The 15133-nt window shown below is 57.4% G+C and carries 16 protein-coding genes; 9 read left to right on the forward strand and 7 right to left on the reverse strand.

The window, feature by feature from the left end; translation table 11 throughout:
• Window positions 1-19: 19 nt before the first annotated feature.
• Complete coding sequence (locus ACIQAL_RS00535) at window positions 20-568, reverse strand: GNAT family N-acetyltransferase (RefSeq protein WP_401141337.1); 549 nt, start codon at window positions 566-568, stop codon at window positions 20-22.
• Window positions 523-1419, reverse strand: coding sequence for a chemotaxis protein (locus ACIQAL_RS00540; RefSeq protein ID WP_341959755.1), 897 nt, complete (start codon window positions 1417-1419; stop codon window positions 523-525). The genes ACIQAL_RS00535 and ACIQAL_RS00540 overlap by 46 nt, the downstream gene beginning before the upstream one ends.
• A 290-nt stretch (window positions 1420-1709) precedes the next feature.
• Between ACIQAL_RS00540 and hmpA the strand changes: the two genes are divergently transcribed.
• The 9 genes from hmpA to ACIQAL_RS00585 all read left to right on the forward strand — a co-directional run bounded on the left by hmpA (window position 1710) and on the right by ACIQAL_RS00585 (window position 10792).
• The gene (gene hmpA / locus ACIQAL_RS00545) at window positions 1710-2891 is read left to right on the forward strand and encodes an NO-inducible flavohemoprotein (RefSeq protein WP_401141339.1); all 1182 of its coding nucleotides are present in this window, start codon (window positions 1710-1712) and stop codon (window positions 2889-2891) included.
• A 287-nt stretch (window positions 2892-3178) separates the two neighbouring features.
• Window positions 3179-3688: a disulfide bond formation protein B gene (locus ACIQAL_RS00550; protein ID WP_401141342.1), complete on the forward strand. Its 510-nt coding sequence runs from the start codon at window positions 3179-3181 to the stop codon at window positions 3686-3688.
• Window positions 3689-4159: 471 nt separating this feature from the next.
• Entirely contained in the window at window positions 4160-5095 is a 936-nt protein-coding gene (gene cyoA / locus ACIQAL_RS00555; RefSeq protein ID WP_166593691.1) for a ubiquinol oxidase subunit II, read from the forward strand.
• Window positions 5096-5098: 3 nt separating this feature from the next.
• Complete coding sequence (gene cyoB / locus ACIQAL_RS00560; RefSeq protein WP_166593690.1) at window positions 5099-7117, forward strand: cytochrome o ubiquinol oxidase subunit I; 2019 nt, start codon at window positions 5099-5101, stop codon at window positions 7115-7117.
• Between the two features lie 3 nt (window positions 7118-7120).
• Window positions 7121-7747, forward strand: a complete 627-nt coding sequence (locus ACIQAL_RS00565) for a cytochrome o ubiquinol oxidase subunit III (protein WP_166593689.1) — start codon at window positions 7121-7123, stop codon at window positions 7745-7747.
• Complete coding sequence (cyoD, locus tag ACIQAL_RS00570) at window positions 7748-8080, forward strand: cytochrome o ubiquinol oxidase subunit IV (RefSeq protein ID WP_166593688.1); 333 nt, start codon at window positions 7748-7750, stop codon at window positions 8078-8080.
• A 10-nt stretch (window positions 8081-8090) separates the two neighbouring features.
• Window positions 8091-8981: a heme o synthase gene (cyoE, locus tag ACIQAL_RS00575; protein WP_166593687.1), complete on the forward strand. Its 891-nt coding sequence runs from the start codon at window positions 8091-8093 to the stop codon at window positions 8979-8981.
• A 290-nt stretch (window positions 8982-9271) separates the two neighbouring features.
• A complete protein-coding gene (locus ACIQAL_RS00580; RefSeq protein ID WP_401141347.1) occupies window positions 9272-10129 on the forward strand; it encodes a glycosyltransferase family 2 protein in 858 nt (285 codons plus the stop codon).
• A gap of 39 nt (window positions 10130-10168) precedes the next feature.
• Complete coding sequence (locus ACIQAL_RS00585) at window positions 10169-10792, forward strand: CatB-related O-acetyltransferase (protein WP_401141350.1); 624 nt, start codon at window positions 10169-10171, stop codon at window positions 10790-10792.
• Window positions 10793-10810: 18 nt separating this feature from the next.
• On the opposite strand, the gene ACIQAL_RS00590 is transcribed toward ACIQAL_RS00585, so the two are convergent.
• The 5 genes from ACIQAL_RS00590 to ACIQAL_RS00610 all read right to left on the reverse strand — a co-directional run bounded on the left by ACIQAL_RS00590 (window position 10811) and on the right by ACIQAL_RS00610 (window position 15132).
• Window positions 10811-11803, reverse strand: coding sequence for an ATPase (locus ACIQAL_RS00590; RefSeq protein WP_401141353.1), 993 nt, complete (start codon window positions 11801-11803; stop codon window positions 10811-10813).
• 90 nt (window positions 11804-11893) lie between these two features.
• Complete coding sequence (locus ACIQAL_RS00595) at window positions 11894-12679, reverse strand: transporter substrate-binding domain-containing protein (protein ID WP_401141356.1); 786 nt, start codon at window positions 12677-12679, stop codon at window positions 11894-11896.
• A 71-nt stretch (window positions 12680-12750) separates the two neighbouring features.
• A complete protein-coding gene (locus ACIQAL_RS00600; protein WP_401142361.1) occupies window positions 12751-13341 on the reverse strand; it encodes a DedA family protein in 591 nt (196 codons plus the stop codon).
• Window positions 13342-13458: 117 nt separating this feature from the next.
• On the reverse strand, window positions 13459-14121 hold the full coding sequence (locus ACIQAL_RS00605) for a hypothetical protein (RefSeq protein ID WP_401141359.1): 663 nt from the start codon (window positions 14119-14121) through the stop codon (window positions 13459-13461).
• Between the two features lie 174 nt (window positions 14122-14295).
• Window positions 14296-15132, reverse strand: a complete 837-nt coding sequence (locus tag ACIQAL_RS00610; RefSeq protein ID WP_401141362.1) for a hypothetical protein — start codon at window positions 15130-15132, stop codon at window positions 14296-14298.
• Window position 15133 lies beyond the last annotated feature (1 nt).

The raw sequence follows: 15133 nt of genomic DNA on the forward strand, positions 1-15133 counted from the left end.
GACAGCGGCTTTGACTGACTCAGCGGGGTTCTAGTTCGCAGCGTTGCACGTAGTACATTTCAGCGCGCTCATACAGACGCCGGGCTATCAGGTTGCTCTCCATGACTTTCAAATCGACATGTCCCTCATGCCGAGCCGCGAAAGTCTCAAATACCTGATTCAGCAAGGCGAGCCCGACACCCTGGGCTTGCAGGCGAGGATGAACCACAAGATTGCGGATGAACGCGCTGGTCCAGCATTGCGCGACGGCGATGACACCGGATGAGTCTTCCAGGACGAAACACAACGCGGGATCGAACTCGGGATCGTTCTCGAATCCGTCGAGCCATGTCTCGAATTCCGGCACGCGACCTCCGCCCAGCTCGGTGCCGAGCCTGAGCAGTCGATGCACTGCAGCAGCGTTTTGGCGGGAGAAATCCACCCGATGCAACGAGTCAGGCCAGCCCAACGGGCGATGAATCTGGCTCAGGTCGCGACGCATCAACCAGTAGTGCTCTGGCGAGGCGTCGTGAACGCCGGGTTTCAGATCCCTTGGGCTTCGACCGTACGGGCGGCTTCGATCAAGCATCGCGTCAGCTCGGGTGAAGAAAACTTGGTCAACACTGCGTTGGCGCCAGCCGCTTTGGCTTTCTCGGCGTTCATCGCGCTGTCCAGCGAAGTGTGCAACAGGACGTAAAGCTCCTGGAAGTCTGGCGTCTCGCGCAGGGTGCGGGTGAACGCGTATCCGTCCATTTCCGACATCTCGATATCGGAGACCACCACGTTGATCTGATGCGCCGTACCTTGCAGGTCCAGCAGTTGATCGATCGCCTCGCGAGCGCTGCGTGCCGTGTGGCATTCGATGCCGAGGTTGCGCAGCGTGATCACGGACTGTTGCAACGCGACCTGGCTGTCGTCCACCACCAGAATACGCGCCTTACTCAACACCTTGACCTCTTCAGGGCTCAGCTCGGCTTCCTGGGCGACGATTTGCACCGGCGAAATCCCGTGGATGACCTTTTCGATGTCAAGCACCTGAACCAGTGTGCCATCCACTTGCGTGACGCCCGTGATGAACGACTTGTTGCCCGAGCCGAAAGGGGGCGGACGGATATCGGTGGTCAGACAGTGGACGATTTTGCTCACCGCTTGCACGTGAAGCCCCTGCTTGGAGCGGCTGACGTCGGTGACGATCAGGCAGCCGCCGTCCGGGTCGAGCAGCGGGCGTTCGCCGATGGCCCGACTCAGGTCGATCACCGAGAGCGAATTGCCCCTCAAGGTCGCGACCCCTTTGACGTGGGGGTGTGATTCCGGAAGGCGAGTGAGGGGAGGGCAGGGGATGATTTCACTGACTTTGAGCAGGTTGATCGCCATCAGCTTTCCGCTGCGTAACGTGAACAGCAGCAGCGAGAGGGAATCCGCACGGACGTTTTTGGACATGTGAACCTTCTGTCATGCAGTGTCTGAGTGCGCCTTAACGCGCAAACAGCTGTCGATGTCGATGTATCGACCCTGTGCAGGCAGGCTTTAACTTTTTGCCTCTTCCTGTGGGTAGGCTCACGTCCTTTCGCGTAGTCATAATGACTTTTTATGTGTCGTAATGACTTCTTTCAGTTGCGTGTCAAAAAGACACGTCTGGTATATCTAGTTGAATTTATTGATAAATTTACCTGGCACGGTTCCTGATATGACTAATGCATCTTCTTTTCATTGAGCCTCAGGAGTTCGTCATGTTGAATGCTTCGGATCGTGCCATCGTCAAATCCACCGTTCCACTGCTGGAAAGCGGCGGTGAAGCCCTGACGACTCATTTTTACAAAAAGCTGCTCAATAAGTACCCACAAGTCCGCCCGCTGTTCAATCAGGCGCACCAGGCGAGTGGCGATCAGCCCCGTGCGCTGGCCAACGGCGTGTTGATGTACGCCCGGCACATCGACCAACTCGATCAATTGGGTGGGTTAGTGGCCAAGATCATCAATAAGCACGTCGCGCTGCAAATTCTGCCGGAGCATTACCCGCTGGTCGGCGAGTGCCTGTTGGAGGCGATCCGTGAAGTGCTGGGTGCGGAAATCGCGACGGACGAGGTCATCGCTGCCTGGGGACGGGCCTACGGGCAGTTGGCTGACATTCTGATTGGCGCCGAAGAAAACATCTACGAGGAAAAAGCCTTGGCCGTTGGCGGCTGGCGGGGTGCCCGGGAGTTCAAAGTCGTCAACAAAGTCGCCGAAAGTGCCGAGATTACATCGTTCTACTTCGCGCCCGCGGATGGTCAGCCGATCCTCGACTTCACCCCCGGTCAGTACATCGGTATGCAGCTGTTCCTGAACGGCGATGAGATCCGCCGTAACTACTCATTGTCTGCGCGGGCCGGCAACAATCAGTACCGCATCAGCGTGAAGCGCGAGCCTGGCGGTCGTGCCTCCAACTACCTGCATGACGAAGTGCAGGTGGGGAACAGCATCAGCCTCTTCCCGCCTTCGGGGGAGTTCACCCTGGCGCACAGCGACAAGCCGCTGGTGCTGATCAGTGGGGGCGTGGGCATCACACCGACCCTGGCCATGCTGCAGGCGGCGCTGGAAACGCAGCGCCCAATCCATTTCATCCACTGCGCGCGCAATGGCTCGGTTCACGCGTTCCGCGACTGGATCGAGGGGCTGGCAAGCAAGCACCCTCAATTGAAACGGTTCTACCTCTACAACGAGGACGACGGCGTCAGCCCGGGCGCTCACGCGGTCGGCCTGCTGGATCAAACGCAACTGGAGCAGTGGTTGCCTGAGGACCGCGATCTGGATGCGTACTTCCTGGGGCCAAAAGGGTTCATGGCGGCAGTGAAGCGCCAATTGAAGGCGGCAGGTGTTCCGGATGACCAGGCGCGTTACGAGTTCTTCGGTCCGGCTTCAGCACTCGAATGACCCTTGGCTGCTGCGACAAATAGACGCAGCCTTCTATATATAAGGAAGGGTGCGGCGATCTGCCCCTGCGGCAAAGCGTCGCACGCTTCTATATATAGAAGGATCTGGAGAAGGTGACCGTTGGCTGACCCGTGCCAGGGTTAATGTTCGGCTAATGCAGATGTGTTCACCATCTGCACCGGCGTGCGGCTGCGACGATGGTAGAATTGCCGGCTTTCCGGGCACCCGGGGCACGCAACAAGGCAGATCTTCGATCTGGATGGACACCACATTCAAAGGGTATGTGAATGACTGACGAGATGTTTTACCTGCGGCGCGAAAAGCAGTTTCTGGTTTTGCTGGGCATCATTTGCCTGGCGCTGATCGGCGGGGCGCTGTACATGCAGGTGGTGCTGGGCGAAGCGCCTTGTCCGCTGTGCATCCTGCAACGCTATGCGCTGCTGTTCATCGCGATTTTTGCCTTCATCGGCGCCGCCATGCGTGGACGCGTAAGCCTGAGCATTTGTGAAGTGTTGGTCACACTCAGCGCGATCGGCGGTGTGGTCGCTGCGGGACGTCACGTCTGGATTCAGACCCATCCGACCGAGAGCTGCGGCATCGACATACTGCAACCGATCGTGGACGGTTTGCCCCTGGCCTCACTGTTTCCGCTGGGTTTCCAAGTGGCAGGCTTCTGTGAGACGCCATATCCGCCAGTCTTGGGACTGTCGCTTGCCCAATGGGCATTGATCGCTTTCGTTCTCACCGTAATTCTGGTACCGGTCGGCATCATTCGGAACCGTATGAAAGCGCGTTGATTACAAAGTGTTGCGGAAAAGAATGCCTCAAATGCTTTAGGAAATTTGGGGCCTTTCCGGGTTTGAAGGGTGCGACATATGCGCGCATTCTTACATATCCGGAAATTAACTGTTGCGCAGAAACTCATAGTCAATAAAACTTTACGTATCTACAATCGCCCCCACTTAACGCCCCCCATCACGTATGGACGGCGTAAATCGAGGTCGGGAAGGGGTTTTGCCCCTTTTGTAGACGCCGTTTGGATGGCCTCTTGAGTCAAATTCTGAATGTCTGCGCCAAGGGATTTGGACCGCGTCGGCGGTTGCCACCATTCGAATAAGAAACCACAGCTAAACCTGGATTTGTTACGAGGCCAAACGCTTCCTGACAGGCCCCTGTTCAATCCAAAGAATTTGCCAGCACCTGGCAGGGTGAAGTGTTGGCGGTCGAAACCCAACTGCGATGCGAAAGCTGCTTTTAGAGGTCGTGAGATGAGTAAAAAAAGGTACCCCAGGTTTTTTGGCTTCTTGGCCCTTTTCAGCATGCTCCTGCTCAGCGGGTGCGATTACACCCTGCTGGACCCCAAGGGCCATGTCGGCGTGCAAGAGCGTGATCTGATCATCACTGCAACCTTGCTCATGCTGCTGGTGGTGGTGCCGGTCATCTTCATGACCATCATCTTCGCCTGGAAGTATCGCGCGACGAACAAGAGCGCCACGTACACGCCTGACTGGGCGCATTCGACCAAGATCGAACTGGTTGTCTGGCTGGTTCCGCTGGCCATCATCATCGTGCTGGGCTATGTGACCTACAAGTCTACTCACGCGCTGGACCCATACCGTCCACTTGAGTCCGACGTGAAGCCCCTGACCATCGAAGTGGTTGCGCTTGACTGGAAATGGCTGTTCATCTACCCGGACCAGGGTATCGCCACCGTCAACAAGATCGTCTTCCCGGCCAATACTCCGCTCAATTTCCGCATCACCTCTGATTCGGTCATGAACTCGTTCTTCATCCCTGCACTGGGCGGCCAGATCTACGCGATGGCCGGCATGCAGACCAAGCTGCACTTGATCGCCAACGAGAAAGGCGATTTCGACGGCATCTCCGCGAACTACAGCGGCGCAGGTTTCACCGGCATGAAATTCACGGCAACCGCGACCGATCAGGCTGGTTTCGACGCCTGGGTAGCCGATGTCAAGAATTCACCTAAACAGCTGGCAACGGCTGAGTACACCGCTCTGGCCAAACCTAGCGAACGTAACCCCGTTGAACTCTACTCCACGGTCACTCCTAACCTGTTTCAGATCATCATCGACAAATATGAAGGTATGAAGCCGGGCAAGATTGTCCACGAGAAGAAAGAAGTGGCCGGTATGGAAGGGATGGACATGGGTAAGCATTCAGCTGCTGAGGCAGAGGAGTAAACGATGTTTGGTAAATTAACTCTAGACGCGGTTCCGTTTCACGAACCGATAGTCATGATCACGCTCGCGATGATCGCTATCGGCGGTGCGGCGGTTGTCGGTCTGATCTCGTATTTCAAGAAGTGGACCTACCTGTACACCGAGTGGCTGACCTCCGTCGACCACAAGAAAATCGGTGTGATGTACATCGTCATCGCCATGGTCATGCTGCTGCGTGGTTTTGCCGACGCCATCATGATGCGTTCCCAGTTGGCCCTGGCCACTGAAGGTTCGCCTGGCTACCTGCCGCCTGAACACTATGACCAGATCTTCACCGCTCACGGTGTGATCATGATCATCTTCATGGCGATGCCATTCTTCACCGGTCTGATGAACATCGTTCTGCCTCTGCAGATCGGCGCTCGCGACGTTGCGTTCCCGTTCCTGAACTCGCTGTCCCTGTACCTGCTGATCTCTGGCGTGGTTCTGGTGAACGTGTCCTTGGGTGTCGGGGAATTCGCACGCACTGGCTGGGTTGCCTATCCACCGCTGTCCGAGCTGGGCTACAGCCCTGGCGTGGGCGTGGACTACTACATCTGGGCGCTACAGCTATCCGGCTTGGGTACGACACTGACGGGCGTTAACTTCCTGGTTACCGTTCTGAAAATGCGCACTCCGGGCATGAAGCTGATGGACATGCCGATCTTTACCTGGACCTGCACCTGGGCCAACGTCCTGATCGTGGCTTCGTTCCCGATCCTGACCGGCACCCTGGCATTCCTGACCCTCGACCGTTACCTCGACTTCCACATCTTCACGAACGAATTGGGTGGTAACCCGATGATGTACGTGAACCTGTTCTGGGCGTGGGGTCACCCTGAGGTGTACATCCTGATTCTCCCGGCGTTCGGTGTCTTCTCCGAAGTCATCTCGACGTTCACCGGCAAGCGCCTGTTCGGCCACCACTCGATGATCTACGCCTCCGGCGCGATCTCGGTGCTGGGCTTCATGGTATGGCTGCACCACTTCTTCACCATGGGTTCGGGTGCGAGCGTTAACGCCTTCTTCGGTCTGGCGACGATGCTGATTTCGATCCCGACGGGTGTGAAACTGTTCAACTGGCTGTTCACGATCTACCAGGGCCGTCTGCGCTTCGACGCGCCAGTGCTCTGGACTCTGGGCTTCATGATCACCTTCTCCATCGGTGGCATGACCGGCGTACTGCTGGCCATTCCGGGTGCTGACTTCGTTCTGCACAACAGCCTGTTCGTGATCGCGCACTTCCACAACGTGATCATCGGTGGCGCGGTATTCGGTTACATCGCCGGCTTCGCGTTCTGGTTCCCTAAAGCGTTCGGCTTCAAGCTGAACGAGAAGTGGGGCAAGGCAGCGTTCTGGTTCTGGATCTCGGGCTTCTACGTGGCATTCATGCCGCTTTACGCTCTGGGCTTCATGGGCATGACCCGTCGTCTGAACACCACTGATAACCCAGACTGGACACCTTACCTGCACGTTGCCTTCTGGGGCGCTGCGCTGATCGCAGTCGGTATCGCCTGCCAGCTGATCCAGATCTACGTCAGTATCCGTGATCGCGAGCAGAACCGTGACCTGACCGGTGACCCATGGAATGGCCACACCCTGGAATGGTCCACGTCTTCGCCGCCGCCGTTCTATAACTTCGCAGAGCTGCCAAAGGCTGACGAGATCGACGCGTTCTATGCTGCCAAGCGTGATGGCGAGGCGTACAAGGTTCCGGCCAAGTACAACGACATCCACATGCCGCACAACACCGCGACCGGCATGATCATGGGTGGTCTGCTGACCGTCTTTGGTTTCGCGATGATCTGGCACATCTGGTGGCTGGCAATCGCAAGCCTGGTAGGCACTGTCGTTTACCTCGTGATCCATACTGCACGTGATGATCAGGGCTACATGGTTCCTGCTTCGGAAGTGGCACGTGTCGAAGGCGAGCAACACAAGATCCTGGCCTCGGTGCGCGCTGCCCAGGCGAACTCTCCTGTCAACAAGCTGGAGCAGGCATAAACAATGTCGAACTTAGTATTTGAAGGGGCGAAAGGTCACGATCACGATCATGACCACGCCCATGATCATCACGATGCCGGCGAGATGAAGATCTACGGCTTCTGGATCTACCTGATGACCGACTGCATTCTGTTTGCGTCGATCTTCGCAATCTATGCAGTGCTGGTGAACAACGTTGCCGGCGGTCCTTCGGGCCACGACATCTTCGAATTGCCTTATGTGCTCGGCGAAACTGCCTGCCTGTTGCTCAGCTCGATCACCTACGGCTTCGCCATGCTGGCGATGCACAAAGGTAACAAGGCTGGCGTGCTGGGTTGGTTGTTCATCACCTTCCTGTTCGGTCTGGGCTTCATCGGCATGGAAGTCAATGAATTCCACATGCTGATCGAAGAAGGCTACGGCCCTAACCGCAGCGGTTTCCTGTCGGCGTTCTTCACGCTGGTCGGTACCCACGGTCTGCACGTGACCAGCGGTCTGATCTGGATGGCGATCATGATGTATCACGTCAGCAAACACGGCCTGACGTCGACCAACCAGACTCGCCTCAGCATGCTCAGCCTGTTCTGGCACTTCCTGGACGTGGTCTGGATCTGTGTGTTCACCGTTGTCTATCTGATGGGGACCATCTAAATGGCTAATTCACATCATTCTCACGACGATGCGAGCCACGGTAGCTTCAAGTCGTACATGATCGGTTTCGTACTGTCGATCATCCTGACCGCGATTCCTTTCGGTCTGGTGATGTTCCCGACCATTTCGAAAGTCGCCACCCTGTGGGTCGTACTGATTTTCGCTGTCGTGCAGGTTCTGGTTCACCTCGTGTACTTCCTGCACCTGGACCGCTCTGCGGCGCAGCGCAACAGTGTGATCGCGTTCGCCTTCGCAACGTTGGTTATCTTGCTGTTGGTCGGTTTGAGTGTCTGGATCATGTTCAGCATTCACACCTTCATGATGGCGAAGTGAGGAAACCCTGATGTCACTGAAGCACTTTATCCAAATCACCAAACCGGGGATCATTTTCGGTAACGTGCTTTCGGTGGCTGGTGGCTTTTTCCTCGCATCCAAGGGGCATGTCGATTTCGGCCTGTTCCTTGTTGCAATGATTGGTACGTCGCTGGTCGTCGCATCCGGTTGTGTTTTCAACAACTGCATCGACCGCGACATCGACCTGAAGATGGAGCGCACCCGTAATCGTGTGCTGGTGCAGGGGCTGGTTTCGCTGAAGCTTGCCCTGGCCTATGCGACGGTGCTGGGTGTGGTGGGCGTCGGCCTGCTGTACTTCAAGGCCAACGCACTGGCGGCTCTGTTCGCTGTGATCGGTTTCGTGATTTATGTCGGCTTCTACAGCCTGTACCTGAAACGCAAATCCGTTCACGGCACGCTGGTCGGCAGCCTCTCCGGGGCAATGCCACCGGTCATTGGCTACGTCGCCGTGAGCAACAGCTTCGACCTCGCTGCACTGACCTTGCTGGTCATGTTCAGCCTGTGGCAGATGCCTCATTCGTATGCGATCGCGATCTTCCGCTTCAACGACTACCTGGCTGCCTCGATTCCGGTTCTTCCGGTCAAGCGCGGCATTCGGGTGGCCAAGCGGCATATTCTGATCTACATCCTGGCCTTCTTGTTGGCGACCTTGATGTTGACCTTCGGCGGTTACGCCGGGCTCAATTACCTGGCCGTCGCGGCTGCGATGGGCATGTACTGGTTGTACATGGCCTGGACAGGTTACAAGGCCAAGGATGACACCGTTTGGGCACGCAAGCTGTTCGTGTTCTCCATCTTCACGATCACTGCTCTGAGCGTGGCCATGTCGCTGGATTTTCAGGTAACTAAGGAATTGCTGATTACGTACGCAGCTCCTTAGCCGCCCGACCGCAGTTATGAAAGACCCCGTGCTTCGCGAGAACCACGGGGTTTTTTATTGGGCGATCAGAGGCAGCTGTCAGGGAGACATTACCGACTGAGGTAGGACCAATCCGATTTTTTGCGCAGGCAGAGGCTATTCAGCCATGACAAAAGCCTTCGCTTTGCCGCATCATGTGTCTGTTTTGTACAAGGATCGTAGCGAAATGCCTTCGATCCAGTCGTAGAGACACAACAAACAGAATTATGACTGACCAAATCACTCCAGAAATCCGGCCCAAGAATGACTCGATGCCCCTGGTATCGATCATTGCGCCCTGCTACAACGCAGAAAAGTATCTGGACGCCGCCATCGCCAGCATCTTCGCTCAGGATTATCAGAACTTCGAAGTCATCATCGTCGATGACGGTTCGAGCGATAACAGTGTTGCCATGTTGCAGGCGCTGCAAGCCCGTTACGATTTCCAGCTCTACTCTCAGGCCAATCAGGGCGTCAGCGCTGCGTTGAATCACGGCCTCAGTCACGCCCGTGGCGAATACGTGTGCACACCGGACCTCGATGACATCATGTTGCCGTCGTCTGTGCGGTTGCGCGCCGACTACTTGAATCAGCACCCGGAAGTCGGTTGTGTGGGCGCGCTGATCATCTACATGGATTCGGACGGCAACGACACCAAGACGCAAAAGCTGTCGGGCATCAAGAAACTCACTTTCGATGAAATCCTTGGCGACGCCGTCGTGGTTGGCGCCCCTGTGTCTCTGTACCGCATGGACGCCCTACGGGCCGTGGATTTCTACGACCCCGAGATTCGGGTACAGGATTTCCAGATGACCCTCAGAATCGCCAGCAAGGGCTATGAGGTTCATGTGCTGCCGGTCAGTGTCACGCGCTATCGTCGTCACCCTAACAACCTGTCGCGCCGCTACAAGGTGCTGCTTGACGCCGACATGCGCACCATTGCCCCGTATCGCACTCACCCTGCTTACAGCCGGGGACTGACCGCGATCATCAACAAGGCGTTGAAATATGCAGTGGTCAGCGACAAGAAGTACGCGTGGACCCTGTTGCGCTCCATTCCCTTCCGGCAATTCAACAAGACCACTTTCCGCCGCTTCAAGCGCCTGTTGCTGCACCGCCAGAGCAGCTGATCCTTTTCCCGCGTGCCTGCTCTCGTTCACGGACCCCGCATGAAATTCCTCGAACTGCTCAAGACCCGTAAAACCAGAAAGCACCTGCGCAGCCTGGACAAACTCGAACGTGCCGCTGAAAAAATCCGACTGCATTACCCGAAGTACGTGGTGGGCACGGGAACGTACGGTATTCCGGAAGTGTTCGAGTTCGGTGACGACACGATCCTGCGCATTGGCTCGTACAGCTCGATTGCGGCGGGAGTGAAGATTCTGCTGGGTGGCGAGCATCGCACCGATTGGCTGACCACCTATCCATTCCCTGCCATGATGAGCGGTCTGGAAGACATCAAGGATTACGCGCCCAGCAAAGGCGACGTGGTCATCGGCAGTGACTGCTGGATCTGCGCGGGGGCGACCATTCTCTCGGGCGTCACCATTGGTCACGGTGCCATCGTCGCAGCTGGCGCGGTGGTTACGCGAGACGTGCCGCCCTTCGCGGTGGTCGGGGGCAACCCATGCAAGTTCATCCGTTGGCGTTTTGAAGAAGGCGTTCGTGACCAACTCTTGCAGGCGGCGTGGTGGGATTGGCCGATGGAGGAAGTGAAGTCCGTCGCCCGGATGCTGTCCGGTTCTGATCTGGATGCGTTCCTGGATTACATCAGCACCCGCGGCGTCGCCTGATCTGCGAGCGCCGACACGTCATGCCGGTGTGGGAGGCGTGCGCTCGTCGCTATTGGCCGCTTTCGCAGGACCCAACACGATCGCAAGGTGCCGCAAGTCGTCGATCTCCACGCTGACGCTTTTGCCAGAAGGGCTGGCAGCCAGCGTGCCCAACGCGAATACCGTGAAGAATCGCACCTCCTCAGCGTGGCTCAGCAACTCGCTGATGTAACGGCTGGATCGGTACGCCTGCATCTGCGCAGGCGACACGTACAGCGTGACGAGCTTGCCCTGGAGCCGGTCAAAGAATTTGAACTTGAACCCCGTCCCGTAACGCTCAACCAGGCCGCCCCCATACAACACCCGTCGCTCGTCACCCAGTTGTGCGAACTTGATGTGGCGGAAGTACGAGCGCAGCGATACCTCGCCCTGACCAGGGATACGCAAGGTCAGCAATGCGAACTCTTCTTTAGTGAGCTGCGCCTGAGCCTGGCGGAAACTGTCCACCAGACGCTCCAGATTGTTGGTGCGGGTTTCGGTGAGCGGTTTGCTTTTCGGCGTGTCAGACACAGGCGTGATTTCAGCAGGCTTTTCTTCCAGAGCCTCGTCGGGCTTGGCAGACAATGACTCAGACTTTGCCCGCTCCTTGGGTGCGGGATCGAACACATCGATGTAGTCGTCCAGCTTACGCTTGACCTTGCGCAGGGCCGTTTCCGACTCCGTTTCGGGGGCCTCGGGTTTATCGTCACCGGTATCGGCCTCGTCCACCCATTCGCAATCGACGTGATGCTCGTAGTTGGAATTGGCCCTGAAATGCGCGGAGACGAACGTAGGATTTTCTTGGGGTTTCACGTCATACCGCACCCCGGTGATCTTCACGCCCTGCGCGCGGCAGGCTTCGGACGAGCACAGGAAATTGAAGCGCGCCCGAGGCGGTTCCTGAGAAAAATACTCGCGTCGCGCCGCCACGATGGACAGCTCCTGCTGCAACTCGACACAAAACGCGCGGGTAATGCTTTTGCTGGGCTTCATGAATGCGGCCGGGTCCTTCGCCGAAGTGGGTTCCGGCATGATGCTGAATCGCCAGAGGGTGAGCAATTAGAACATGTGCGTCTTGGACGCCTAAGGCGCAGGCACTGCCAACCATTCCGCTACGACCTTCTGATACGCACCGGTGGCTTTGGACAAGTGCAGCCACTGATCGACGTAAGCCTTCCAACTGACGTCATCGCGGGGCAACAGATACGCCTTCTCGCCGTATTGCATGTAGCGCGACGGATTGACCGTGCACAGACCCGGCAGGCGCTTCTGCTGATACAGCGCCTCGGACGCGTCGGTGATCATCACGTCGGCCTTGCCGTCGAGCAACTGCTGGAAGATGGTTTTGTTGTCGTGGAACGCCAGCGCGGCCTTGGGCAAAAACGCGTGGGCGAACGCCTCGTTGGTCCCGCCTTGAGGCTCGATCAAACGTACGTTGGGTTGATTGATCTGATCGAGCGTCTGGTACTTCGCCTCGTCCTCGCAACGTACCAGCGGCACCTTCCCGTCTACATCCAGCGTGTCACTGAAAAACGCTTTTTTCTGCCGCTCCAGCGTCACCGAAATCCCGCCTACTGCCACGTCGCACTTGCCTGCTGTGAAGTCCGTCATCAGTGTTTTCCAGGTGGTTGGGACCCACTGCACCTTCACGCCCAGACTTTGCGCGAGCGACTGGACCAATTCGATGTCGATGCCTTCGTATTGCCCGTCGGCGTTGAGAAACGTGTAAGGCTTGTAATCCCCAGTGGTGCAGACCGCCAGCTCGCCTTTCTGCTGAATCGCGTCCAGGTGCGATACCCGCTCGTCGGCGTGGGCCTGAGCGGCGGTAAGCAGGATGATTAACAGGGCGGCGGGGCTGTGTTTGTTCATTGCGTTAATCCTGAGGATCCGTTGTTGGTATCCCGTTATAAAAGCGCGAGCACGGGAAAGGAAGCCTCGGTTCACTCAGCCTGTGACCGCCCCACCCGAACCTTCGCCCGATGATGCCGATACCACGCCACGCCCGCCGCTAGCACGACGACGCCGGCAAAGATCGGCAGGCGATAGGGCTTCAGGTTGCCGAGCAGGTTCTCCAGCGCTTCGCCCGCCCAATACCCGCCCATCACGAACAGCGTTGCCCAGACCGCAGCGCCGAGCAGGTTGACCAGCGAAAAGCGGATCGGTGACAGGCGGCTTGCACCAATCACCAGCGGCCCTACTAGACGCATGCCGTAGAGAAAGCGTACTGAGAAGATCGACGCCGTGGGGTAGCGCTCGATCAGCCCTGACACGCGGTCGATGGTCGCTTGCTGTCGATGCAGCTTGGGCAAAATTCGGGGCCCGAAATATCGCCCGGTCCAGAACAGAATCTGGTCGCCCAACATGCCCCCCAACGTGGCGACAGCAATCACATCGAGCAGTCGCAGCGACGTTTGGTGCGCCGCGAGCCCGCCGAGAATCAGGATGGTTTCGCCTTCCAGCAGACAACCGATGAACACTGCCCAATAGCCGTAGTTGACCAGCAGATAATTGATGTCGATGTGTTCGAACATAGGAAGCAGCGGCCCCGATACAAAGAACTTGCCGCAGGAGCATCCGGCGGAAGGCATGCCGTTCGACCCAGGCGAGAGGCCAACAGTTCTATCATCTTTGCCGGCGAGCGGTGAGGGTCACTCGCTGAACTCGGCCTCCAGTGCAGCAAGGTCTTTTTCGATGACCTTCATCAACATTTCCCATTCTGCCTGGGTGCGCTTCAACGCTTCGCCTTCACGCGAGTACAGGAAATCAATGATATTCGCGGTCTCCTTGGTGCGGGTGGTCGGGCGAAACGCATCCATGCTCAACACCCGCGCCAGCATGTCCAGCTCCGTCGCATGATTGACCCATTGCCAGTCGTCCTTGATCACCACCTTGTCGATGAGAATGCACTGCTTCTTGAAGCTGCGCAGGCTGGCGCCGAAGGGGCTCGCGGCTAACAGCGACGTGATCCGCGAGCCTTCGCTGTTGGCCTTGTCCACCGCATTTGGTCCGAAGAACCATTCGTTGAAACTCAGCTCAATCTCACGAAACGCCACGTTTGCGTCCCAGATGATGCCCAGGGCCTTATTGTGGATGATCTCGTTTTTCCAGGCCCGATAGGCCTTGAACGCCAAGCCGACCAGGCCGATGGCGGCCAGCGCTTGCACCAGCGCGGAGCAGGAATTGATGACGTCATAGGCGCGGGCCGATCCGGACACACCGGCCCCGGTATAGGACTCGTAGAAGACAGCGCCGGTCATCGCTGCCAGCGCAAACAACGCGCAGTAAAACCCGAATGCATAGGGATCTTTCATTGTTATTTTTATCCGATCAGCGAGGGTTGAGCGTACGGCCAATTCGCTTTGGATCAGTCATTGGTAAGGCTAGTTGAGAACGGGGGATTTGCAGCGTGTGCGGATGAATTGTTGGGAGCCATGGGAGGGGAGGGAGGTCGCGCCGACGGGCGTCGGCGCGAGGTGAAATGCGGGCTATTGCAGGTCTACGGTCAGGGACGGTGCACCGAAGCTGAGCAGTTGTGCATTGGAGTGGGTCAGGTATTGGGTCCAGAAGGATTCGAGCTTCTGCACCGTGTTACCGGAGCGATATCCGTTCTTGGCTGAGCTGGGTACCAACCCGGCCCCCAGCACGTAAACCTTGGCGCCCCCCAGATCGGCGAACAGCTTTTTCTGCTCAACTTTCTTCAGCTCCGCCGCCGGGTCGAGGGCGCGGATCTGATTGTTGGCGTAGAAGCTCCCAAAGTCACTGTTCTCCAACATATCCGAGACCAGAAGCACGACTTTCTCAGGGGCAGGACGCGCCGAGATGTCCTCGCCTATCTGCTTGAGGCTGAAGAAAATCTCGCTTTTGGCGATGTCTTCTCCCGGTTTGGCGAAGCTTTCCACCATCTGTTGGCCCAGGCTTTTCCGGAAAAAATCGACCTGCTTGGCCAGGCAGCCCTCCAGCTGACGAAGACTATTCATGCCGATGTCATCGCGCACCTTGTCATCGAGTTTGCCCTCCAGTTGTCCGGCGTAGAGCAATTTCATGTAATTGCCCGGCAGGTACGCGGAAAACTGGTACAGCCGAACACTGTCGCCCGGTTTCACGTACCGCAGCGCGTGGCTGTACGTGGAGTCTTTCAACTCCTTTGGCAATTGCACGGTCTGGTCAACGATGATGATCAGCTCACGTCCCGACGGTGCTGGCCGGTATTGGCTCAGTTTGGCGAAGTCGTAACAGCTGGGCAGATCGTTGCGCTCGGCTGCGTGCGCGTTCAATGCGCTGCAGAGCACGCCCGTGCACGCGAGTAGGGTGCGCCACTTCATG

Origin of the sequence: Pseudomonas sp. NPDC088368 (assembly GCF_044753445.1) — a bacterium.
Taxonomy (GTDB): Bacteria; Pseudomonadota; Gammaproteobacteria; order Pseudomonadales; family Pseudomonadaceae; genus Aquipseudomonas; species Aquipseudomonas bambusae.